The following is a 21,440-nucleotide window of genomic DNA, read 5'->3' on the forward strand; positions in this document are numbered from 1 at the left end:
CCGCCCTTCGCCGTCTGCGCCGACCCTCCGTTGTACGCCGTATAGGAAATGCTCTACGGTGTACAACATGACGACGTCCCCCCAGGAAACGGCCCCGCCGCACACCGCACAGGGCGGCCACCCCCAGCGCTGGCTGATCCTCGGTGTCATCTGCCTCGCGCAGCTCACCGTGCTGCTCGACAACACGATCCTGAACGTGGCGATCCCCTCGCTCACCCGTGAGATGCACGCGACGACCGCCGACGTCCAGTGGATGATGAACGCGTACGCGCTGGTCCAGTCCGGCCTGCTGCTCACCGCGGGCAACGCCGCCGACCGCTACGGCCGCAAGCTGCTGCTGATGGCGGGCCTCGCGATCTTCGGGGTGGGCTCGCTGGCGGCGGGCCTCTCCCAGAGCCCCGGCCAGCTGATCGCGGCCCGTGCGGGGATGGGCGTCGGCGGCGCGCTGCTGATGACCACGATCCTCGCCGTCGTCGTGCAGATCTTCGACGACCAGGAGCGGGTGAAGGCCATCGCGCTGTGGTCGACGGTCAGTTCGCTCGGGTTCGCGGCCGGGCCGCTGATCGGCGGTGTGATGCTGAACCACTTCTGGTGGGGCGCGATCTTCCTGATCAACATCCCGGTCGCCGTGCTCGGCCTGGTCGCGGTCGCCGCGCTCGTGCCGGAGTCCAGGCACCGGACGGGCGCGCGGCCCGACCTGGTCGGAGCGGTGCTGTCGACCATCGGCATGACGGCCGTGGTGTACGCGATCATCACCGGGCCCGAGCACGGCTGGACCTCCTCGCAGGTGCTGCTCTCCGCGCTGATCGGCGTGGTGGTCCTGGGCCTCTTCGTGACGTGGGAACTGCGCACCGAGCACCCGATGCTGGACATGCACTTCTTCCGCAACCAGAAGTTCGTGGGCGCGGTCGCGGGCGCGATCCTCGTGGCGTTCGGCATGACGGGGTCGCTGTTCCTGCTCACACAGCATCTGCAGTTCGTCCTCGGCTACGAGCCGCTGGACGCCGGGCTGCGGACGGCGCCGCTGGCGCTGACCGTCGTCGCGCTCAACTTCACGGGGGTCGGGGCGAAGCTGGTGCTGAGGATGGGGACGCCGGGGGCGATCGCGCTCGGCATGACCCTGGTGTCCGCCGGACTGGCTGCGATCGCGCTGCTCGGCGGCCACGGGTACGGGGGCATGCTGCTCGGGCTGATCGTGATGGGGGCGGGTGTGGCGTTGTCCATGCCGGCGATGGCCAACGCGATCATGAGCGCGATCCCGCCGGAGAAGGCGGGGGTCGGCGCGGGGATCAACGGCACGCTCGCGGAGTTCGGCAACGGGCTGGGGGTCGCGGTCCTCGGTGCCGTGCTCAACTCGCGGTTCGCGTCGCTGGTCGCCGTGTCCGCGACATCGCTTCCGGCTGCGCTGGCGGCGGCGGACTCGGCCGGGGAGAAGGCGCGGATCGCCGACGCGTTCGCCTCCGGGCTGGAGACCAGTCAGCTGGTCGGGGCGGTCGCCGTGCTGGCCGGCGGACTGGTCGCGGCCGCGTTGCTTCGGCGGGCCGAGCGGGCAGAGTCCGCCTAGGCCGTGTCCGCGAGGTCCCGTCGTCCGCGCGGAGGCGGGCCCGCGCCACAGCCCGCGCTCCTTGCCAGGAAGCGCGTCTAGCATGAGCGGCATCGAAAGATCGAGGAAGGTGCGCCATGGCGAAAGCCGCCCGGCAGGATCAGCCGCGGTCCAGCGTCTGGCTGGAGAGCACAGCGCACCGGCGGCGCGGTGGAGGGCAGCCCTCGGGGCTGGACCGGGCGCGCATCATCGACGTCACCGTGCGGCTGCTGGACGCCGAGGGGCTGGCCAAGTTCTCCATGCGGCGGCTCGCCGGCGAGCTGAACGTCACCGCGATGTCCGTCTACTGGTACGTCGACACCAAGGACGACCTGCTCGAACTCGCCCTGGACCAGGCCATGGGCGAGATGCGGCTGCCCGACCCGGACGCCGGTGAGGACTGGCGGGACCAGGTGCGGGCGCTCGCCCGGGAGTACCGGACGCTGCTGGTGCGGCACCCCTGGGTGTCCGCGCTGGTCGGGGTCTTCCTCAACATCGGCCCCAACAACCTGGCGTTCTCACGGGTCGTCCAGCGCGTCGTCCGCAGGACCGGGCTGCCCGCGAAACGCCTGACGAGCGCGATCTCGGCCGTCTTCCAGTTCGTCTACGGCTACGGCACCCTGGAGGGCCATCTCGCCACCCGGGCCGCGGCCGGCGGGATGACCGTGGACGAGTACTTCCAGCAGGCCCTGAGCACCGTGACCGCCGCCCCGCAGGCCGCCGAGGTCATCCAGGAGTCCCAGGAGATCATGGCGGCGCGCGGCGGCGACACGGTCGCCGAGATGCTGGAGCGCGACTTCGAGTTCGCGCTGGAGCTGCTGATCGCGGGCATCGACGCGATGGTCGCCCGCGAGCGGGAAGCCTCCGGGGAGAGCTGACCCCCCGGGGAGAGCTGACCCCCCGGGGAGAGCTGACCCCCCGGGGAGAGCTGACCTACTCGCCCTCCACCAGTCGCGCCGGGAAGCCACCGGTCGCCACCGGCCCCCACCGCTCCGGCGTGATCCGGATGATCGACTTGCCCTGCTTGAGCATCGCCGCGCGGTACTCGTCCCAGTCGGGGTGCTCCCCGGCGATGTTCCGGTAGTACTCCACGAGCGGTTCGACGGAGTCGGGGGTGTCGATGATCTCGGCCGTGCCGTCGATCTGGACCCAGGGGCCGTTCCAGTCGTCGCTGAGCACGAGCAGGCTCACGCGCGGGTCCCGCTTGGCGTTGCGGGTCTTGGCGCGCTCTGGGTAGGTGGAGACCACGATCCGGCCGGAGTCGTCGACACCGCAGGTCAGCGGGGATCCCTGAGGGCCGCCGTCGGCCCGCCGGGTCAGCAGGATCGCGTGGTGCCGGGGGCGTACGAAGTCGAGCAACTCGTCCAGGGAGACACGGGTGTTCGTCGCGATGTTCGGTGCCATGCCCGGCAGCCTACGACGCCAGGGCTTCGGCGAGGTTGTCGTACACGGGGACGTCCCGGCGCAGCCGGGTCAGTTCCAGGACACGGCTCGTGACCCCCTCCGGCCGGGCCACCAGACGGACCCGGGCCCCGGGGGGCAGCCGGTGCCGTACGTCGTTGATGAGGCGTATGCCCTGGGAGTCCATGAACGAGGTCGTGGTCAGGTCCAGGACGAGGACCTCCAGTCGGTCGCCACGGGCCCGCGCTGCCGACACGACGAGCGGCAGCAGCTCCGCCGCGTTACAGAAGTCGATCTCGGCGGGCAGGGTGAGGTGGACGCGGCCGGGGAGGTCGCGCGGTTCTGTGGGATTCGTGAAGAAGGTCACGGCACTCACCTGGCAGACGTTCGTCCGGATTCCGGTAAGGCCGCTTCCTGACCCTTGGCGCCATTCCATCATGCGGGGGGCGGGTGGTGGAAGCGCCTGCGGCGGCGTCGGCCGGACGTCACCTGGAGGCAACCGAGCAGTTAGAGTGCTGTCCGTCCTGTGCTCGCAGTCGGGAATGTGCTGCGGAGCTCTCCTGCGCACGGCCATGGCCGTGCATGCCGAAGAGGTTCGTGGTGGCTGCGTCCGAGTTTCCTGATTTGCCCCGTTTTCCGGCTGGCGTCGAGCTGGCCGAGGCCCTCACGGTGGCTTCTCAGCAGATGCACGAGACCCTCACCCCCCACAGCACGCTGCGTACGGCGGTCCGGCTGGCCGTGCACCTCATGCCGGGGGCCGAGCACGCCGGTATCTCCGTGATCGAGCGCGGCAACAGGCTCCGCTCGCTCGCCTGGACCGACGAGATCGTGCGCTCCGCCGAGGCCCGGCACACCGGCCGCGAACAGCACGGGCTCTGGGACCAGTTGTGGAGCAGTCCGGTGGCACGGATAGCGGACAGCGAGGCGGACGACGGCTGGGACGTGCTGGCGGCCCTGGGACTGCGCTCGGCGCTGTCGCTGCGGCTGCGCGCCGACCGCCGCCGGCTGACCGTGCTCACGGCCTACGCGCGCAAACCGGGGGTCTTCGACGAGGAGGCCACGCGCATCGGCCGGCTGTTCACCGCGCACGTCAGCATCGCCCTGGACTCCGCGACCGTGCGCGAGCAGCTCACCGAGGCCATGCACACCCGGGACCTGATCGGCCAGGCCACCGGCATCCTCATGGAGCGCCAGAGCATCGACGCGGCCGCGGCCTTCGAGAGCCTGGTGCGGGCCTCCCAGCGGGAGAACGTGAAACTGCGCGACCTCGCCCGCCGGATCGTGGACGCGCACAACACCCCCTGAAGTGAGGTGAATTACGTCAGGGGCGTGTTCGGGGGGTGACGGGATACCCGTACGGTCATGACATCCGAGACGTCCGACACGCTGGACCAGGCGATGGTGCGCAGCAGCGGTCTCGACACCCTGCTGCGCGATCTGACCGACCGCGCGGTGCAGGAGGTGCCCGGCGCCGAGGCGTGCAGCATCACCGTGCGCCGCGCCGGCCGGCTGCTCACCCTGGCCGGCAGTGACGGCATGCCCAGCGGCCTGGACCTGCGCCAGTACGAGAACGGCTCGGGGCCCTGCGTCGACGCGGCCGAGACCGGCGAGGAGCAGTACGCACCGGACCTGGCCGAGGAGTCCCGCTGGCCGTCGTACACGGAGTACGCGCTCTCCGCGGGCGTCCGCTGTGTGCTGGCGGTGCCGGTCGCCGTCGAGGGCGAGGGCGGCGCCGCGATCAACTTCTACGGAGTGCGGCCCGGGGCGCTGGGCCCGGGCCGGGACGCGGCCCGCGCCTTCGCGGCCCGGTCCGGGGACGCGATCGACGTGGCCCTGCGGATCGAGCGCCGGCGCCAGTCGGCGGCCGATGTGCGCACCGCGCTGCTCTCCCGCAGCGTCATCGACCAGGCGGTCGGCATCCTGATGGCCCGGGAGCGGATCGACGCGCGGATCGCGCTGGAGCGGCTGCGCCGGGTCTCGCAGGACCGGAACGTCAAGCTCCGGGACCTGTGCAGCCAGTTGGTGGCGAGGGTGTCCGCCCCGGAATCACGCAGCCGGAAGTGACTCGCCCTGCACGGCCTGGATGTCCAGCTCCACCTTGAGCGTCGTGCCGACGGCGGCGATGCCGGCCTGCAGGACCTGGTTGTAGTTCATCGCGAAGTCCTCGCGGTGCAGTTCGGTCGTCGCGCGGAACGCCGCGCGGGTGCCGCCCCACGGGTCCGGACCCGTGCCGAGGTAGGCCAGGTCCAGGTCCACGGGCCGTACGACCCCGTGCATGCCCAGCTCGCCGTGGACGGTCCACCGGTCGGACCCGGTCGCCGTCAGCCCCGTCGACCGGAAGACGATCTCCGGGAACCGCTCGACGTCCAGGAAGTCCGGCGACTTCAGGTGCCCGTCGCGCATGCCGTTGCCGGTGTCGACGGACGCGGCCCGGATCACCGCCTCCACACGCGACGTGGTGACGTCGTCCGGGGCGATCTCGATCGAGCCGGAGAACTCCGTGAACCGGCCGTGCACGCTGGAGATGCCCAGGTGCTGGGCCACGGCGGCCACGCTGGAGTGCACCGGGTCGACGGTCCACGGGCCGGGCGGCGGCAGCTCGGCGCCGCCCTGCCGCGCCAGCGTCACCGAGCCGACCTCGGCCCGCCCGCTCGCGGTCACGATCACACTGGAGGCCGCGGGCGCGTACCCGACGGCCGTGACGATGACGGTGTACGCCCCCGGCTCCATCGGCGTCGCGTCCCGCACGGCGCCCTCCGCGTCGGCCTCGGCGCGCAGCACCTGCGCACCGGTCATGTCCGCCACGGTGACGACCGCGTGCGACACGGCCCATCCGTCCCGGGTGCGGATCCTCGCGGTCAGTCCCATCTCAGCTACTCCTCAGAAGTGAACCGGCCCGCGACAGGGGGCGCACCTCCGCTCGGAGCGCACCCACCTGTCACGGGCCGGGGTCCGTACGCAGGGCCTCCCCGGCGGGCCAGGCCGAGGTCGCCATCGCCCCGGCCCGCCGGGCAGGCCCTACTCGCCGGGGTGGGCGAGTTCGATGTCGTGGGCGTCGGTGCCGGCGCCCGTGACCGTCAGGGCGGTGGCCACCGGCGGGTAGCCCGTGGCGATGACGGTGTACTCGCCGCCGTCCAGGTCGGTGAAGGCGTACGCCCCGTCCGTCCCGGTCGTGGCCGAGCCGACGACGTTGCCCGCCTGGTCGACCAGCGTCACCCGGGCGTCGGCCAGCGGGCCGTGCGGGGCGCGGACGACACCCTGGACGCGGGCGCCCGAGTCCAGGTCGATCTCGACCCGGGTGACCCCGGTGCCGCCCACCTCGACGGGCAGGGCGCGCGGCCGGTACCCGGCGGCGTTCACCGCGACGGTCACCGCCCCCGGCACCAGCTCGGCGAAGGAGAACTCGCCCTGCTCACCCGTGGTCCCGTTGGCCAGCAGGTCCCCGCGCACATCCGTCACGATGACCATGGCGTCCTTGACCGGCTGCCCGCTCTCGGCGGCCCGCACCAGGCCGGTCAGCCCACTGGTGCCGCTGAGCAGGATGTCGTAGGCGACCGGTTCGCCGTTCACCACGACCGTCGACGCCTGCGGCTGGAAGCCGTCGGCGGAGGCGATCAGGACGTACGACCCGGAGCCCGGGGCGTCCACCGCGTACGAGCCGTCGGCCTGCGCCACGGACCGGCCCAGCTGGCGCCCGGCCAGCGAGATCAGCGTGACGGCGGCCTGCGGTACGGGCGCGGACTCGTTCCCGAGGACGAAACCACGGACCGGAACGCCGCCCCCGCCGGAGGCGGGCTCCTCGGCCCGGGCCACGGCGGCGAGCCGCCGCGTTCCCTCGGGCCCGGCCCCGTCCGCGGCACCGGTCTCGGCCACGGCCCAGCTCGGCACGCTCTTCTCCCCGGCGGGAGCCTCGGCAGCCGCCTCGGCGGGAGACTCCGTGCGGGCGTCAGTGCCCGCGGCGGTCTGCGCCAGCCCACCCTTCGTCTTCAAGGGGACCTCCTTGATGAACAGCGACACCAGCAGCGCGAGCAGCGCCAGCGGAGCCGAGTAGAGGAACACGTCCGCGACACCGTGGCCGTAGGCGCTCTCCACGACGGTGCGGATCGGCGCGGGCATCGCGTCGAGGTCGGGGATGCCGCCCCCGCCCGTGCCGGCGTGGCCGAGGGCCGCGCCCTTCGCGCCCAGGTCGGCGAGGCCGTCCTTCACATAGTCGGTGATCTTGTTGCCCAGGACCGCGCCGAGCGCCGAGACGCCCACCGCACCGCCGAGGGACCGGAAGAAGGTCACCGTGGAGCTCGCGGCACCGAGGTCACCCGGCTCCACCTGGTTCTGCGTGCACAGCACCAGGTTCTGCATCATCATGCCGATGCCGAGACCCAGCAGCGCCATGAAGATCGCTATGTGCCAGTACTCGGTGTCGTAGCGGATCGTGCCCAGCAGCCCGAGCCCCGCGGTCACCAGCACGCCGCCGCCTATCAGCCAGCCCTTCCAGCGACCGGTCCGGGTGATGACCTGGCCGGAGACGGTGGAGGAGAGGAACAGACCCGCGATCATCGGGATCGTCATGACACCGGACATCGTCGGCGACTTGTCCCGGGCCAGCTGGAAGTACTGGCTGAAGAAGACGGTCCCTGCGAACATCGCGACACCGACGAACAGCGAGGCCAGCGAGGCCAGCGTGATGGTCCGGTTGCGGAACAGCCGCAGCGGGATGATCGGCTCGCTCGCCTTCGCCTCGATCAGGACGAACAGCGCCAGCAGCACGACGGAGCCGCCGACCATCGCGTACGTCTGCCACGAGATCCAGTCGTACTTGTCACCGGCGAAGGTCACCCAGACGAGCAGCAGGCAGACGGCCGCCGTGATGAAGAACGCGCCGGCCCAGTCGACCTTGACCTTCCGCTTGACCACGGGCAGGTGCAGGGTCTTCTGCAGCACGATCAAAGCGATCACGGCGAAGGGCACACCGACGTAGAAGCACCAGCGCCAGCCGAGCCAGTCGGTGTCGGTGATGACACCGCCGACCAGCGGGCCGCCGACCATGGCGGTGGCGAAGGTGGCGCCGAGGTAGCCGTTGTAACGGCCGCGCTCACGCGGCGAGATCATCGCCGCCATGATGATCTGGGCCAGCGCGGACAGGCCGCCCATGCCGATGCCCTGGACCGCACGGAAGGTGATGAGCATGCCCGGGTTCTGGGACATGCCGGCCGCCGCCGAACCCAGCACGAAGATGACCAGCGCGAACTGGATCAGCAGCTTCTTGGAGAACAGGTCGGCGAGCTTGCCCCACAGCGGGGTGGACGCGGTCATCGTGAGCAGGGACGCGGTCACGACCCAGGTGTAGGCGCTCTGGCCGCCGCCGAGGTCGCTGATGATCCGGGGCAGGGCGTTGGAGACGATCGTCGACGACAGGATCGCGACGAACATGCCGAGCAGAAGGCCGGTGAGGGCCTCCATGATCTGCCGGTGCGTCATCGGAGCGCCGTCGCCGGAGGAGCCGTGGGAGCCTCCCCCGTGCTTGGCATGAGCCCGCACACCGGCTGGTGTGGTCGTTGCCATGGGCTTCCTTTTCTTACGTGCTTGCGGGTGTACGGGTGGTCTGTTCGACAGCGGGGGGTGCCGCCCGGGGCGCGGGCCGGCAGTCGAAGCTCTCCCGCAGCCGCGCCATCAGATCCGTGAGCCGGCCGACGTCCTCGTCGCTCCAGTGGCTCAGGCGCTCGGCGAGGACCTCGGTGGTCCGCCGGGACAGCTCGTCGAGCTGTGCGTGGCCCGCGGGGGTGAGGCGCAGGATGCGCGAGCGCTTGTCCGCCGGGTCGGGGGAGCGTTCGATCCAGCCCCGGTCCACGACGTGCGCGACATGGCGGCTGGTGACCGACATGTCCACCGCCAGCAGCTCCGCGAGCTTGCTCATGCGCATGTCGCCGTGGCGGCCCAGCAGGGTCAGAACGGCCGCCGACCCGCCGGGGCACTCGGCGGGCATGATCCGGCCGAGCTCCCGCTTCACGGCGCCGAAGGCACTGAACTGGCGGACCAGCTCTTCGTACTGCGCCTTTTCGGCCATGACACCTCCCGCTTTCGTTGCTTAGGGCAACCATAGGATCTGTTGGTTGCTACAGGCAAATAAAAGAGGTGATGTGCGGCATAAAAACTTGGCAAAGGCAAGTATTGCGGGAGTAAATACGCCGGTGGTGAGCCTGGAGGTACGGGTCGGTCGGGGTCAAACGGAACCCCAACCCCCACTTGGGGAGCCCCGGCGTTTTCGCTAGGGTCTCGGGCCATGGCTAACAACCAGGCCCCGCAGGGCAATCACGACCCCGCCGGCAGCACCCAGATGTTCCGCGCGTTCGTCGACGAGGCCCCGCAAGGGCGTCAGGCGGCGGCCCCGTCCAGCGGCGGGCCGCGCATCGGTCTCATCCTCGGCGTAGTCGTCGCCGTGGCGATCGTCGCAGCGGTGGCCTGGCTGGCGCTGGCGTAGCCCTCACGCACCCGGCGTCGCTGCCGCGGCCCGCTCCCACGCACCCGCAGCCGCCGTACGACGCAAGGGGACGTGTCGGGGGTGTCCGCCCGCAGCGGTTGGCGCGTCAACGAACAGTCAGTCGGTATGACACCCCATCGCGCCGTTCCGAGGACGGACACCCCCCGGCGCGGCCCCGACCCACACCCGGCGAACAGGCGCAGACCCGCACCCCCACCGAAGCAGCCACAGGCATAAGGCGCGGCCCCAACAGCCGCGCCCCAGCCCTCGGTCAGTCCGAGATCAGGCCTTCCCGGAGCTGCGCCAGCGTCCGGGTGAGCAGCCGGGAGACGTGCATCTGCGAGATGCCGACCTCCTCGCCGATCTGCGACTGCGTCATGTTCGCGAAGAAGCGGAGCATGATGATCCGCCGCTCCCGAGGCGGCAGCTTCGCCAGCAGCGGCTTCAGGGACTCCCGGTACTCCACACCCTCCAGCGCGGTGTCCTCGTACCCCAGCCGGTCCGCCAGCGACCCCTCGCCACCGTCGTCCTCCGGCGCCGGCGAGTCCAGCGAGGACGCCGTGTAGGCGTTCCCCACCGCCAGCCCGTCGACGACGTCCTCCTCGGACACCCCGAGCACAGAGGCGAGTTCGGTCACCGTCGGCGACCGGTCCAGCTTCTGTGAGAGCTCGTCGCTGGCCTTGGTCAGAGCGAGCCGCAGCTCCTGGAGCCGGCGCGGCACCCGCACCGACCAGGACGTGTCACGGAAGAACCGCTTGATCTCCCCGACCACGGTTGGCATCGCGAACGTGGGGAACTCGACGCCCCGTTCGCAGTCGAACCGGTCGATCGCCTTGATCAGCCCGATCGTGCCGACCTGGACGATGTCCTCCATCGGCTCGTTCCGGGAGCGGAACCGCGCTGCGGCGTACCGCACCAGCGGGAGGTTGAGCTCGATCAGCGTGTCACGGACGTACGCACGCTCGGGGCTGTCCTCGTCGAGCGCGGCCAGCCGCAGGAACAGGGAGCGGGACAGGGTGCGGGTGTCGATGGCCCCCGTGGCCGGGATAACCGGGACGGGCTCGGCCGCCAGGGCCGGGGCGTCATCAATGGGGCCGAGTGAGTCGAGAGCATGGGGAGCTGTGTCGCTCTCCGCGAGCGTGAGCACCTTCGAGCTGCCCTGTTCTGCGGACATGCCACCCCCTTTGGGTCGCGGGACGGTCGTGGCGAACGCCCCCGTCTGAGGAACGCAGCCTTCACCTGAATACCGGAGCCGGAGCTCTGGCAAACGCGCTTCCCGCAGAATGTCACATGTCGGCAACACGCTGTAGTGACATGTCGACATCTGAGACGCGAATCCGCCCTGCAAACAAGGGGTCTGACGGGTTCTCGGCTTTCAACTGTCGGCAACCGCCCTGATGAGCGATTCCCTCCCAGCGGTGACCTCTCGACAGCGTTTGCGGTTACGCGTCGATACGGTTCGCAGACCGCAATCTCTGGAAGCTACGCGCGAGTAGCCGCGACACGTGCATCTGCGAGACACCGAGTTCGGCGGAGATCTGAGACTGCGTGAGATTGCTGTAGTAGCGCAGCAGCAGGATCCGCTGCTCCCGCTCGGGCAGCTGGACGAGCAGGTGCCGTACGAGATCCCGGTGCTCCACGCCGTCCAGCGCGGGATCCTCGTAGCCGAGCCGGTCCAGCAGCCCCGGCAGCCCGTCACCCTCCTGCGCGGCCTCCAGGGAGGTCGCGTGGTACGACCGCCCGGCCTCGATGCAGGACAGCACCTCTTCCTCGGTGATGCGCAGCCGCTCGGCGATCTCCGCGGTCGTCGGGGTCCGCCCGAAGGCGGTCGTCAGGTCCTCCGTCGCGCTGTTGACCTGCACCCACAGCTCGTGCAGCCGGCGCGGCACATGGACCGTACGGACGTTGTCGCGGAAGTAGCGCTTGATCTCGCCGACGACCGTCGGCATCGCGAACGTCGGGAACTGCACGCCCCGGTCCGGGTCGAAGCGGTCGATGGCGTTGATGAGCCCGATCGTGCCGACCTGGACGACGTCCTCCATCGGCTCGTTGCGGGAGCGGAACCGGGCGGCCGCGTAGCGCACGAGCGGGAGATTGGCCTCGATGAGCGCCCCGCGTACGCGGTCGTGCTCCGGCGTACCCGGCTGGAGCTCCTTGAGCTGCCCGAAGAGGACCTGTGTGAGCGCCCGGGTGTCGGCGCCACGGCTGCTCCGCTGGGGGGCGGTCGGCGCGGTCGGCGCGGCTTCCGTGGGCGCCGCCTGAGCGGGCGCCGCCTGAGGGGGTGCGGCTTGAGGGGACGGCGCCTGAGGGGACGGTGCTGGTGGGGACGGTGCCTGAGGTGCGGTACTGGCCAGCACGGTCAACTCCACCTCGTCATCGTCAACTCATCCGGCATCTCTTCCATCAAAAGCGGTCATAGCATCACAAGACATGTGCACTGTGTGCAAGCACCCCATAACTACGTGTTGAGTGATGAAAGCCCCACAAATCAACTCAGGCAACAGAAGAGCCCCCTGTCGGAGCGACAGGGGGCCCGGAGCGGCCGGTCTCAGAACTCGTAGTCCGCGATCACCCACGTGGCGAACTCCCGCCACAGCGCGACACCCGCCTGGTGGTCCGGGTGCTCCACGTACCGCCGCAGCGCGTCCGCGTCGTCGCAGGCCGAGTTGATGGCGAAGTCGTAGGCGATGGGGCGGTCGCTGACGTTCCAGCCGAGCTCCCAGAAGCGGAGCTCCGGGATCTTGCCGCCGAGCGCGCGGAAGGCCTCGACGCCCTCCACGACCCGGGGGTCGTCGCGCTCGACGCCCTCGTTGAGCTTGAAGAGAACCAGGTGGCGGATCATCACTTTCCTCCCTTGGCGACCCACGTGGCGAAGTCGCCGAGGGCCCCGGCGGCATCCGAAATGCCCTGGAATCCTATGAGGACGTAGTCGGACGCCGTCTCCGGGTCCGTGATGATCACGTACAACGCGAAGACCACGAGGGCGTAGACGGCGACCTTCTTCGCGTTCACCGCCATCGCGGCCTCCCCTGTCACTGGCGTCCCATGCAGCGCACATGATCGCACGAAGGGTCGATCACACGAAGAGGCCGATCGCACGAAGGGCCCCGTCTGACGACGGGGCCCTTCTCAAGCGGTAGCGGAGGGATTTTGAACCCGCTTACGTGGCCCGTCTCACCTGCGGCCTTCCTGAAAGTGGGACATAGCGTCGTGTTTCCATCCTGCTGAGTCCTGCTCGATCCGCCTCTGACGGTTCCCGTCCGGCATGTGCCGCGAGGTGAAGAGGGGGCACGCGTTTCCACCGCCAGTGGCAGGCTCGCGGCGGACGAGCTGGGCCGTGCCGAATGTCCTCCTGTCCGAGCCGGGCCGAGGTCAACGACCAGATCGCGCACACCGCGGTCGCGCTTGCGGACGCGCGATTCGGTGCGCTCGCGGCGGACGGGAAGAGCTGGCCGGAAAGGACATTCAAGGATGTAATCTGCGATGCCCAGACGGGGACAACCGCACCGCCGCGGGTACCTTCAGGGGGGATGCGTGGGTGGCACCTGCCGACGTAATGCGTAGTTCGCTGCCGTACATCGGCACCGCGGATGTCTCGGATCTGTCGGGTGTCCCTGGCTCGGTACTCGTGGTCCCCAAGGCCGGGCCGAAATCCGTTCCAGAAGCAGCGAGTTGGCGCAGCTGGCGCAGGGTGCTGCAGGCCGTGAGCTGAGTGCGCGAGCCTTCGCACAGGCTACGGTGGCCTGGCCGCCGGAGGAGGTGCTGGAGCGCTTCGCGCGCCTCGCGAGCGCGCTGCACACGCGGGCGCTCATGGCCCAGCGCCAGAACCGCACGCTGCGGGCCCTCCTGGACGATTCCCTACGCACCCTGGGGGCGGCCGAAGCCTTGCCCCGGGCATGACCGGGTGCCTCCGATGGGTCGTGGGGGGGCGAGGCTGGGGAATAGGTCAGACGCGGACCCATTCCACGGGGCTGCTGCGGCCCACGGATGCCGCATGGCAGAGCTTCGGAATGTGGGAACCGTCGGTGGAGGCGACCTTCATCGGCCCGCCGGAGCAGGCCGCAGTGGCGACCACGAGCGCGTCCACGACGTTTTCGTGACCATCCAGGCCGGCATCCTCCAGCAGTTTCGCCGCGCGGTCGGCGATGATCTCGGTCGCGGGAATGACGGTGAGTCGGGAACGGAGCCAGCGCAGGTGGTTCGCGGCCTGTCCGGTGCGGCGGACTTCGGCGATGCTGACTGTGGAGATCGCGGCCGCGTACCCCTCGGCTTCGGCGACCTTGAGCATCAAGGTCATTCCGCGGTCGTGGTCAGCCAGGAGGGACAGCGGCTGTGCATCAAGGACGAGGAGGGCGCGGGGGAACGCCGAGGCTACTCGCCGTGCCATGTCCGACGGGCCTCCTCGATCTCCTCGAGGGTGAAGGCGCCGTGCTGGTCCTCGTACGCCTCGACGATCTCCCTGGTCTTGGTCAGGGCAAGGGCGTGTTCGACGGCGTCGGAGACGAAGCGGGAGAAGCCCCGGGTGCCTGTGCGGGCTTCGACCTCGCGGGCAAGCGACCTGGGGATGGTGACGGACTTCTTGACAGTGGTCTCGTCCGGAAGCGCGTACTCGGTGGCCATACCCGCATTATCCCACTAAGAGTAGGACTTCTGTCCAGCCGTGTTTCTCGTAGGCGGCACGGTCGCACCCGAGCCGGCTCATCGAGACGGTGGACTTGATCGCCGAGGGCGGGACTGTCTGCAGGTTGATCGCGAATGAGCCCGCGGCCCAGTTCGGGCCCTGCTTCTTTTCCTCCTTCGCGGCCCCGGTCTCCCGAGTCGGTTCGGAGGAGGTGTGTCCGTCCTTCTTGCCTTCCAAATGTCACCTCCAGATCGAAGCCCCGTCCGCGGGGCATGGAAGGTGATCTGAGGGACTGGTCGGCGTGGCGGCGGGACGGCCACCCAAGTGGCAGCCTATGGGCCCGTTGCTTGAAGGAGGCAGGTTTGCCAAACAGGGGCGGGAGACGACTTGGACAGGTAGCTTGCTGTCCCTCGCGGCCGTCAACTGAGACGGAAGTCGAAGAGGCGCCCGGTTCATCGAACCGGGCGCCTCTTCTGCCAGCGGTAGCGGAGGGATTTGAACCCTCGGTGACTTGCGCCACACTCGCTTTCGAGGCGAGCTCCTTCGGCCGCTCGGACACGCTACCGAGGGAGACCTTACAGCAAGGTGCCGCGTGCTTTGAAATCGGTATTCAGCGACCGCGGAAGAACTCGGTGAGCAGCCCGGCGCACTCCTCGGCGAGCACACCCTCGATCACTTCGGGGCGGTGGTTGAGCCGCCGGTCGCGGACGAGGTCCCAGAGGGAGCCGGCCGCGCCGGCCTTCTCGTCGCGGGCGCCGTAGACCAGCCGGTCGACGCGGGATTGCTGGATCGCGCCCGCGCACATCGTGCAGGGCTCCAGCGTCACCACGAGGGTGCAGCCGGCGAGCCGCCACTCGCCGAGGGCGGCCGCGGCCCGCCGCAGGGCGAGGAGCTCCGCGTGGGCCGTCGGGTCGCCGCCGGCCTCGCGTTCGTTGTGCCCGGCCGCGAGCACGGTCGTGCCGTCCGGGGCCAGGACGACGGCGCCGACGGGGACGTCCCCGCCCCGGACGGCCTCGGTGGCCTCGTCCAGGGCGAGTCGCATCGCGGGCCGCCAGGGGTCCCGGACCGGATCCGGCGGTCCCGCGGTGGCACGACCGGTCAGCGGACGGTCTCCAGGGTCTCCGAGGCGCCCAGGGACTCCGCGATCTCGGTGACGGCGTCCGTCGACATCAGGCGCAGCTCCTTCTCGCTCACGCCGAGGTCGTCCAGGATCAGGGCGTCGCCGACCGGGCCGTGCGGCACGGACTCGGCGGAGCCGGCGGCCCCGGCGCCGTCCTCGGCGTCCTCGTCGTCCTCGTCGGATTCACCGTCCTCGGTGCCGTCGAGGTCGAGGGCGTCGAGGACGTCCCCGTCGTCCGGATCGCGGCCGAGCAGCTCGTCGGTGAGCAGGATCTCGCCGTAGCTGCTGCGGGCAGCGGCGGCGGCGTCCGAGACGTAGATGCGAGGGTCTTCCTCGCCGTCCAGGCGGACGACGCCGAACCAGGCGTCCTCCTGCTCGATGAGCACGAGCACCGTGTCCTCGTCGGGGGAGGCTTCACGGGCCAGGTCGGCCAGATCCGACAGGGTTTCCACATCGTCGAGCTCTGTGTCGCTCGCTTCCCACCCGTCTTCGGTGCGCGCGAGCAGTGCGGCGAAGTACACCGTGACTCTCCCACTGGTCATAGGCGTGCCGGTTGGGGGTCCCCCCGGCGGAGGTTACGGGCGGGGAGTGCTCGTCCGAGCCCCACCCACTCGGAATCGTGGCAGAAACAAGGCGTTCAGGGGACGTCTTCGGCTCCCTGTGTCCGGCAGTTCTGCTCGCACGCTCGTTGCCGCCACCTGCGGATCGTACGCGGCTTTGCCCCGCTGCACGCACGGTCACTCGCGACAACCTCCGCGCGGTTCGTGATCTTTGCCGGGGGTTTCCTCACCCGTTTCCTACCAGCGGAAGGTGCGCATGCGCATCGCGTGCCGCAGCCGGGCCGTCTTGGCGCGGCGCGGCTGGACGCGGTCGCGCAGCTCCCGGGCCTCGGCCAGATCGCGCAGGAACCGGGCGCGACGCCGGCGGCGCTCGGCGTCGGACTCGTCGGTCCCGTTCGTCCGGTCGGGCTCCGGGCCCGTCCCCGGCCGTGTGCGCGGCGACGGATCGTCTCGGAATTTCCGGTCGGGCATCTGGTTCACCACCCCCAGTCCGTCCTTCCCACCTTCCCCCGGACGGACGGTTTGACGCCAGCGACCGGGTGAGGCCGGACGACGGGCTTGCCGTGCGGTCGGGGCACCCCGCCCGGTTAATGTTGTGGACATGCGCCTCCACGTCGTCGACCACCCTCTGGTCGCCCACAAACTCACCACGCTGCGCGACCAGCGCACCGACTCCGCGACCTTCCGCCGTCTCGCCGACGAGCTGGTCACCCTGCTCGCCTACGAGGCCACGCGTGACGTGCGCACCGAACAGGTCGACATCCAGACGCCGGTCGAGCGGACCACGGGCGTCAAGCTGTCCCACCCGCGGCCGCTGGTGGTGCCGATCCTGCGGGCCGGCCTCGGCATGCTGGACGGCATGGTCCGGCTGCTGCCGACCGCCGAGGTGGGCTTCCTCGGCATGATCCGCAACGAGGAGACGCTGGAGGCCTCCACGTACGCGACGCGTATGCCGGAGGACCTGTCGGGGCGTCAGGTGTACGTGCTCGACCCGATGCTCGCCACCGGCGGCACCCTGGTCGCGGCGATCCGGGAGCTGATCCGGCGCGGCGCCGACGATGTGACGGCCGTGGTGCTGCTGGCCGCCCCGGAGGGCGTCGAGATCATGGAGCGCGAGCTGGCGGGCACGCCGGTGACGGTCGTGACCGCCTCGGTCGACGAGCGGCTGAACGAGCACGGCTACATCGTGCCCGGCCTCGGGGACGCGGGGGACCGGATGTACGGGGCTGCCGAGTAGGACCCCCGGGGCGCTCGGGCACGCCCTCGGGGACGTGCTCAGCAGCCCTTCTTGGACGTCGGCGCCGGCTCGGGCCTGGCCAGCTTGGTCAGGGCCCGGCCGGCGTCCTGTTGTGTGGCCAGCTGCTTGAAGCCGTCCCCGATGACGAGGTCGACGGCGGCGCCCTTGCGGGCCGCCTCGGTCCGCCGTTCGGCGCCCGGGAGCTGGGTGCCGAGCACGGGCAACGAGGTGTCGAGCGCGGCGGCGGGGCCGAGCAGCAGTCCGGTGCCCTTGACCTTCTTGTCGTACTCCTTGGTCGCGTTGCCCACGTCGCCGATCTTGAAGCCGCGCTTCTTCAGCTCGTCGGCGGTCTTCTTCGCCAGGCCGCCGCGGGTGGTGGCGTTGAGTACGTTGACGGTGATCGTGCGCGGCTCGGGCAGGGGCCTGGCGCTGGGCGAGGGGCTCGCCTTGGTCTTGATGCCGCAGTCCGTCCCGTCACCGGCCGCCGAAGCCTTCCTGCCGCCGCCGGTGAAGACGTCGATGAGCTGCAGCGTGCCCCAGCCGCCCACGCCGAGGACGACGACGGATGCGACGGTCAGGACGACGAGCCTGCCGCGCTGCCGGGGCCGGCGCATCCGCGGGTACTTGTTGCCCGTGATGCGGTACTTGCCGCCCATGCCGGGGGGAGTCAGCATGCTCATGAGCGCAGCGTAGTGCGCCCGGGCGACGATTCCTACTAGATGATCATTCGACGTCGCCCAGCGGAACCCGAAAGGGCCAACCCGCGACCGGCGGGGATCAGTCGAGTTCGAGCACGCGCGCGTGCAGCACCTGGCGCTGCTGGAGTGCCGCCCGCACCGCGCGGTGCAGTCCGTCCTCCAGGTACAGATCGCCCTGCCACTTCACGACGTGCGCGAAGAGGTCGCCGTAGAACGTCGAGTCCTCGGCGAGCAGCGTTTCCAGATCGAGCTGACCCTTGGTCGTCACGAGCTGATCGAGGCGGACCGGGCGCGGCGCGACGTCCGCCCACTGCCGGGTGCTTTCCCGGCCGTGGTCGGGGTACGGCCGGCCGTTTCCGATGCGCTTGAAGATCACACGGAAAGCCTACCGGTCAAGACCTTCCGGGCGCAGCCATGGCGCCGAGGTGCGCCGCTGAAAAAAACCCCACAAGGCGGTACGAACCGGGAACAGGGGCGTGAAGACGCCGGACCGCGAGACCATGCCGTCGGCCCCCGCCCCGGAAGTGTCCGAGCGTGCCGCCGCCCTTCCCCAGGAGGCCCTGCGGGTCGCCTCCGGCTACGCCTTCTCCGGCCCGGCCCCACAGCTGGGGGCCCTGCTGTGGGACGAACGGTGGCTGCCGGACGCGCAGGTCCGGGTGCCGCCGGCGATGCTCAACCGCCACGGCTTGGTCGCGGGCGCCACCGGCACCGGCATGACCAAGACGCTCCCAATCTCGGCACTCATGACTCGAGCGTACGGCGACTGTCGACCATCCGGGCAGGCTTGTTGTATCTGCCGCCGTTTGGGGGAGCCGTGGCTTCACATCGGGGGAACAGGCTGCGAACCCGCGGGCCAGACGCAGATCGGGCGGGAGATCACGCGGTCGCTGATCGGCACGGCACGGCCATCGTGCCGGCGGAGGCGTTAGGGGCGGCGGGGGTGTGAGGGACGGCGGAGGCGCCGGGCGCCTCCGCCGCGCGGGTGGGTCAGCCGCGGTCTCCCCGCTTTCCCTCCGGTACCTGCTGCGGCTTCCGTGTGTCCGGCGGGGAGGGGGGTTTGGGGGTGCTGCGGGCGGCCTCGGCGCGCAGGAGGGCGCGCAGGACGGCGTACGGGTCCTGAAGCATGGCTGGGTTCCTCGTCGTTCCTCGTCGTTCTGGTTCCGTGCGGGACGGACGGACCGGGGCGGGGCCGGTGCTGTCAGCAGCGCAGGACCTCGGAACGCAGGGGGCGAGGGCTGTGCGGCGGGCTTGGCGGTACGGGCACGGGGTGCTGTGCGGTGTACGCCGGCCCGGGGCCCTGGAGCGGGGCGGGGCGCAGCGGGACGGCGGTGCGGCGGACGCCCCGGGCCGGTGGGCGCAGGGCGGTGTCGAGGAGGTCGCACTCGACGGTGGTGCTCTCCCCGGAGACGATGCCCGCCGGCCCGGTCAGGGCCTCGGCGTGCGCACCCGGCACGAGCAGGACGAGCAGCAGGACGAGCACCCGCAGCCAGAGGTGCCGGCGCGGGCCGCGGGGGACCGGCCGCGGTGCGGGGGTCACGGCCACGCCGTTCATCGCGCCGGTTGCGAGATCCGCTCGCTCGGCCCGTGCCGGCTCCGGATCCGCAGCCGGCAGCCGCCGACCGGGGCACGGTCGCGGGAGGCGTCGTGCTCCGGGTCCCAGAGAGACCCGCTCGGTGGCTCGGTCATGCTCCATGCTCGGACCGGGCCGGAGACGCCCGCCACCTGGGACGATCCAGGGGGATGATGCCCGTGCTCTGGTAGCCGAGGGCTTGGGGCGGGCCCCGGTGGTGACGGTTCGCGCCCTGGTTGGCACCGGGTCGCGGGGGCGCGCCGCGTGGGGCGAGCCAGGGGGCTGACGCGTGCGTGGCGGCCGCGGTCTGTCCGTCGGCGGCCCTGGTGGTGACGGTTCGCGCGCTGGTTGCCAGCGGGTCGCGGGGCGCGCCGCCCGGGCGAGCCAGGGGGCTGGCGCCCGCGTCCTGCTTGTAGGCGGCCCCCGGCGCACCAGGAGGCTGACGCGCACGCTCTGCCTGCCGGGGGCGTTCGGGCGGGGCAGGTGGCCGACGGCCGTGTGTTACCGGGCCTCGGGCGGGGCAGGTGGCCGACGGCCGTTTGTTACCGGGCCTCGGGCGGGGCAGGTGGCCGACGGCCGTGTGTTACCGGGCCTCGGGCGGGGCAGGTGGCCGACGGCCGTTTGTCACCGTGCCTCGGGCGGGGCAGGAGGCCGACCGCCGTGTGCCACCGGCCCTCGGCGGGCCGCGGGCAGACGCCCGTGCCCCGCTGCCGGTGGCCCTCGGCCGGGCAGAGGGCGGCGGCCGTGTGCTACGTGCCGGAGGCCTTCGCGGCCTTGGCTGCTGCCTTCATTTCCTGCTTGTGGGCCCGTACCTTGACCAGCGACTCGGGGCCCGTGATGTCGGCGACCGAGCGGAACGACTCCGGCTCGCCGTAGGCACCCGCCGCCTCCCGCCAGCCCGTGGGCCGCACGCCGAGCTGCTTGCCGAGCAGGGCGAGGAAGATCTGGGCCTTCTGCTTGCCGAAGCCGGGCAGGTCCGCGAGGCGCTTCAGCAGCTCCTTGCCGGTGCCGACGTCCCTCCAGACAGCCTCGGCGTCACCGTCGTAGTGCTCGACGAGGTACTGGCACAACTGCTGGATCCGCTTGGCCATGGAGCCCGGGTAGCGGTGCACGGCCGGCTTCTGGGACAGCAGCGCGGCGAAGCCCTCCGGCTCGTGCGCGGCGATCTCGTGCGCGTCCAGGTCGTCCGTGCCGAGCCGCTGGGCGATCGTCGCCGGGCCCTTGAACGCCCACTCCATCGGAACCTGCTGGTCCAGCAGCATGCCGACCAGCGCGGCGAGCGGGCTGCGGCCGAGCAGCGCGTCGGCGTCGGGATCCTGGGCGAGGTGAAGAGTGACGTCCATGCCCCGATCATCTCCCGTCAGGGCCCCGCCCGCTGCTCAGGTCGCGCGCCAGTAGCCCAGCGCGTGCACCCGCTGCTTGGGCAGGCCCAGTTCCTTGCGGACGTACGCCGTCAGGGCCCGGGTCGTCACCGTGTCGCAGGCGATCCAGACGTAAGGGTCGGCGGTGCCCTGGAGCAGGCCGGGCAGGTCCGACTTCACCCGGTCGACCAGATGCGCGCCGGAGTCCTGGCGCGGCACCTTGCGCAGCTCGTGCCGGTCCGGGTCGGTGCGGAACGGCAGGTCGTCGTCGCCGCCCTCGAACCAGACGGTGGCCGGGGCGGCACCAAGGGCGTCCAGGAGGGAGTTGATGGCCGGGAGCGAGGCCGGGTCGCCGACGGCGAAGACGTGCGAGGGCGCGGGGCTCGGATGCTCGAAGCCGGTGCCCTGGACGGTCGCCCCGATGGTGTCGCCCGGCTTCGCCGCCCTGGCCCAGTCGCTGGCGCACCCCTCGTGCAGGGCGAACTCCAGGCCGAAGGTGCCGGCCTCGGCGTCCGGGTCGACCAGGGTGTAGGCCCGCTGGTGCGGCTTGCCCGCGTTGTCGAACCACAGTCGTACCCACATGGTGGGGTGCACTCCGGTCGCCGCCAGCAGACCGCCGTCGGTGAAGCGCAGCCGCCGGTAGTCCGGGGTGACGTCCTCGACGTCCGTCACCGTGAACTCGAAGTCCTTGCCACGCAGCAGCTTGAGGACCGCGCCCTCCCAACCCCGCCCCTGCCCCATCGTGTTTCCGCCCCTTCGCGTACGATTCCGGCCACAGTTGTGACTTAGGCAAGCCTAACCTAAAGAAAAGAGGG

General features: G+C 70.9%; 27 protein-coding genes, 1 tRNA gene and 1 pseudogene. 8 read left to right on the forward strand and 21 right to left on the reverse strand.

Features of this window, described 5'->3' with window-relative positions:
• Positions 1–67: 67 nt before the first annotated feature.
• Together G3I77_RS13095 and G3I77_RS13100 are read left to right on the forward strand one after the other, a co-directional pair.
• Positions 68–1,564, forward strand: coding sequence for an MFS transporter (locus G3I77_RS13095; protein ID WP_248503329.1), 1,497 nt, complete (start codon positions 68–70; stop codon positions 1,562–1,564).
• Between the two features lie 116 nt (positions 1,565–1,680).
• The gene (locus tag G3I77_RS13100; RefSeq protein ID WP_248503331.1) at positions 1,681–2,460 is read left to right on the forward strand and encodes a TetR/AcrR family transcriptional regulator; all 780 of its coding nucleotides are present in this window, start codon (positions 1,681–1,683) and stop codon (positions 2,458–2,460) included.
• A 55-nt stretch (positions 2,461–2,515) separates the two neighbouring features.
• On the opposite strand, the gene G3I77_RS13105 is transcribed toward G3I77_RS13100, so the two are convergent.
• Both G3I77_RS13105 and G3I77_RS13110 read right to left on the reverse strand, forming a co-directional pair.
• Positions 2,516–2,986, reverse strand: a complete 471-nt coding sequence (locus G3I77_RS13105; RefSeq protein WP_248503334.1) for a PPOX class F420-dependent oxidoreductase — start codon at positions 2,984–2,986, stop codon at positions 2,516–2,518.
• A gap of 10 nt (positions 2,987–2,996) precedes the next feature.
• Positions 2,997–3,359, reverse strand: coding sequence for an STAS domain-containing protein (locus tag G3I77_RS13110; protein WP_248503335.1), 363 nt, complete (start codon positions 3,357–3,359; stop codon positions 2,997–2,999).
• A gap of 206 nt (positions 3,360–3,565) precedes the next feature.
• Between G3I77_RS13110 and G3I77_RS13115 the strand changes: the two genes are divergently transcribed.
• Both G3I77_RS13115 and G3I77_RS13120 read left to right on the forward strand, forming a co-directional pair.
• Positions 3,566–4,288 carry an ANTAR domain-containing protein gene (locus tag G3I77_RS13115; protein ID WP_248503337.1) on the forward strand — a complete coding sequence of 241 codons (723 nt, stop codon included), beginning with the start codon at positions 3,566–3,568 and terminating at the stop codon, positions 4,286–4,288.
• Positions 4,289–4,345: 57 nt separating this feature from the next.
• Entirely contained in the window at positions 4,346–5,047 is a 702-nt protein-coding gene (locus G3I77_RS13120) for a GAF and ANTAR domain-containing protein (protein ID WP_248503338.1), read from the forward strand.
• Here the strand turns inward: G3I77_RS13120 and G3I77_RS13125 are convergent.
• From G3I77_RS13125 to G3I77_RS13135, 3 genes are all read right to left on the reverse strand, one after another.
• Positions 5,030–5,851 (reverse strand): YceI family protein, encoded by an 822-nt coding sequence (locus G3I77_RS13125; RefSeq protein ID WP_248503339.1) that lies wholly within the window; start codon positions 5,849–5,851, stop codon positions 5,030–5,032. The two genes, G3I77_RS13120 and G3I77_RS13125, sit on opposite strands and share 18 nt — an antisense overlap.
• Positions 5,852–6,001: 150 nt before the next feature.
• Positions 6,002–8,542, reverse strand: coding sequence for an MFS transporter (locus G3I77_RS13130; protein WP_248503340.1), 2,541 nt, complete (start codon positions 8,540–8,542; stop codon positions 6,002–6,004).
• A 13-nt stretch (positions 8,543–8,555) separates the two neighbouring features.
• Positions 8,556–9,044: a MarR family winged helix-turn-helix transcriptional regulator gene (locus tag G3I77_RS13135; protein ID WP_248503341.1), complete on the reverse strand. Its 489-nt coding sequence runs from the start codon at positions 9,042–9,044 to the stop codon at positions 8,556–8,558.
• A 216-nt stretch (positions 9,045–9,260) separates the two neighbouring features.
• On the opposite strand from G3I77_RS13135, the gene G3I77_RS13140 reads away from it, so the two are divergent.
• Complete coding sequence (locus G3I77_RS13140; RefSeq protein WP_248503343.1) at positions 9,261–9,458, forward strand: hypothetical protein; 198 nt, start codon at positions 9,261–9,263, stop codon at positions 9,456–9,458.
• A 271-nt stretch (positions 9,459–9,729) separates the two neighbouring features.
• Here G3I77_RS13140 and G3I77_RS13145 read toward each other — a convergent pair whose 3' ends face one another.
• The 4 genes from G3I77_RS13145 to G3I77_RS13160 form a co-directional block, all read right to left on the reverse strand.
• Positions 9,730–10,632, reverse strand: coding sequence for an RNA polymerase sigma factor SigF (locus tag G3I77_RS13145; RefSeq protein WP_248503345.1), 903 nt, complete (start codon positions 10,630–10,632; stop codon positions 9,730–9,732).
• A 268-nt stretch (positions 10,633–10,900) separates the two neighbouring features.
• On the reverse strand, positions 10,901–11,827 hold the full coding sequence (locus tag G3I77_RS13150; protein WP_248503348.1) for an RNA polymerase sigma factor SigF: 927 nt from the start codon (positions 11,825–11,827) through the stop codon (positions 10,901–10,903).
• Between the two features lie 179 nt (positions 11,828–12,006).
• The gene (locus G3I77_RS13155) at positions 12,007–12,300 is read right to left on the reverse strand and encodes a Dabb family protein (protein WP_248503351.1); all 294 of its coding nucleotides are present in this window, start codon (positions 12,298–12,300) and stop codon (positions 12,007–12,009) included.
• Complete coding sequence (locus tag G3I77_RS13160; RefSeq protein ID WP_248503353.1) at positions 12,300–12,476, reverse strand: hypothetical protein; 177 nt, start codon at positions 12,474–12,476, stop codon at positions 12,300–12,302. The genes G3I77_RS13155 and G3I77_RS13160 overlap by 1 nt, the downstream gene beginning before the upstream one ends.
• 654 nt (positions 12,477–13,130) lie before the next feature.
• Between G3I77_RS13160 and G3I77_RS13165 the strand changes: the two genes are divergently transcribed.
• Positions 13,131–13,358 (forward strand): hypothetical protein, encoded by a 228-nt coding sequence (locus G3I77_RS13165; protein WP_248503355.1) that lies wholly within the window; start codon positions 13,131–13,133, stop codon positions 13,356–13,358.
• A gap of 46 nt (positions 13,359–13,404) precedes the next feature.
• On the opposite strand, the gene G3I77_RS13170 is transcribed toward G3I77_RS13165, so the two are convergent.
• The 6 genes from G3I77_RS13170 to G3I77_RS13195 all read right to left on the reverse strand — a co-directional run bounded on the left by G3I77_RS13170 (position 13,405) and on the right by G3I77_RS13195 (position 16,230).
• Positions 13,405–13,755 carry a DNA-binding protein gene (locus tag G3I77_RS13170; RefSeq protein ID WP_248503356.1) on the reverse strand — a complete coding sequence of 117 codons (351 nt, stop codon included), beginning with the start codon at positions 13,753–13,755 and terminating at the stop codon, positions 13,405–13,407.
• Positions 13,756–13,829: 74 nt separating this feature from the next.
• Complete coding sequence (locus tag G3I77_RS13175) at positions 13,830–14,078, reverse strand: hypothetical protein (protein ID WP_248503357.1); 249 nt, start codon at positions 14,076–14,078, stop codon at positions 13,830–13,832.
• A gap of 481 nt (positions 14,079–14,559) precedes the next feature.
• Positions 14,560–14,644 (reverse strand) — tRNA-Ser (locus G3I77_RS13180).
• A gap of 45 nt (positions 14,645–14,689) precedes the next feature.
• Positions 14,690–15,121, reverse strand: coding sequence for a tRNA adenosine(34) deaminase TadA (gene tadA, locus G3I77_RS13185; protein ID WP_248503358.1), 432 nt, complete (start codon positions 15,119–15,121; stop codon positions 14,690–14,692).
• A 56-nt stretch (positions 15,122–15,177) separates the two neighbouring features.
• On the reverse strand, positions 15,178–15,720 hold the full coding sequence (locus G3I77_RS13190; protein ID WP_248503467.1) for a hypothetical protein: 543 nt from the start codon (positions 15,718–15,720) through the stop codon (positions 15,178–15,180).
• Positions 15,721–15,996: 276 nt separating this feature from the next.
• Entirely contained in the window at positions 15,997–16,230 is a 234-nt protein-coding gene (locus tag G3I77_RS13195) for a hypothetical protein (RefSeq protein WP_248503360.1), read from the reverse strand.
• Between the two features lie 130 nt (positions 16,231–16,360).
• Between G3I77_RS13195 and upp the strand changes: the two genes are divergently transcribed.
• Complete coding sequence (gene upp / locus G3I77_RS13200; protein ID WP_097217661.1) at positions 16,361–16,996, forward strand: uracil phosphoribosyltransferase; 636 nt, start codon at positions 16,361–16,363, stop codon at positions 16,994–16,996.
• 38 nt (positions 16,997–17,034) lie between these two features.
• On the opposite strand, the gene G3I77_RS13205 is transcribed toward upp, so the two are convergent.
• The gene (locus tag G3I77_RS13205) at positions 17,035–17,652 is read right to left on the reverse strand and encodes a LytR C-terminal domain-containing protein (RefSeq protein WP_248503469.1); all 618 of its coding nucleotides are present in this window, start codon (positions 17,650–17,652) and stop codon (positions 17,035–17,037) included.
• Between the two features lie 121 nt (positions 17,653–17,773).
• Positions 17,774–18,070, reverse strand: a complete 297-nt coding sequence (locus tag G3I77_RS13210; protein ID WP_003999914.1) for a type II toxin-antitoxin system VapB family antitoxin — start codon at positions 18,068–18,070, stop codon at positions 17,774–17,776.
• 124 nt (positions 18,071–18,194) lie between these two features.
• Between G3I77_RS13210 and G3I77_RS13215 the strand changes: the two are divergent.
• Positions 18,195–18,455, forward strand: a pseudogene (locus G3I77_RS13215) (helicase HerA-like domain-containing protein); the annotation flags it as partial.
• A gap of 226 nt (positions 18,456–18,681) precedes the next feature.
• Here the strand turns inward: G3I77_RS13215 and G3I77_RS13220 are convergent.
• The 4 genes from G3I77_RS13220 to G3I77_RS13235 form a co-directional block, all read right to left on the reverse strand.
• Positions 18,682–18,819, reverse strand: coding sequence for a hypothetical protein (locus G3I77_RS13220; RefSeq protein ID WP_248503362.1), 138 nt, complete (start codon positions 18,817–18,819; stop codon positions 18,682–18,684).
• Between the two features lie 73 nt (positions 18,820–18,892).
• A complete protein-coding gene (locus G3I77_RS13225) occupies positions 18,893–19,237 on the reverse strand; it encodes a hypothetical protein (protein ID WP_248503365.1) in 345 nt (114 codons plus the stop codon).
• 776 nt (positions 19,238–20,013) lie between these two features.
• A complete protein-coding gene (locus tag G3I77_RS13230; protein ID WP_248503368.1) occupies positions 20,014–20,607 on the reverse strand; it encodes an HhH-GPD-type base excision DNA repair protein in 594 nt (197 codons plus the stop codon).
• A 36-nt stretch (positions 20,608–20,643) separates the two neighbouring features.
• Positions 20,644–21,366 (reverse strand): siderophore-interacting protein, encoded by a 723-nt coding sequence (locus G3I77_RS13235; RefSeq protein WP_248503370.1) that lies wholly within the window; start codon positions 21,364–21,366, stop codon positions 20,644–20,646.
• Between the last annotated feature and the right edge of the window lie 74 nt (positions 21,367–21,440).

Source organism: Streptomyces sp. D2-8, assembly GCF_023184515.1.
In the GTDB taxonomy this organism is placed as follows: domain Bacteria; phylum Actinomycetota; class Actinomycetes; order Streptomycetales; family Streptomycetaceae; genus Streptomyces.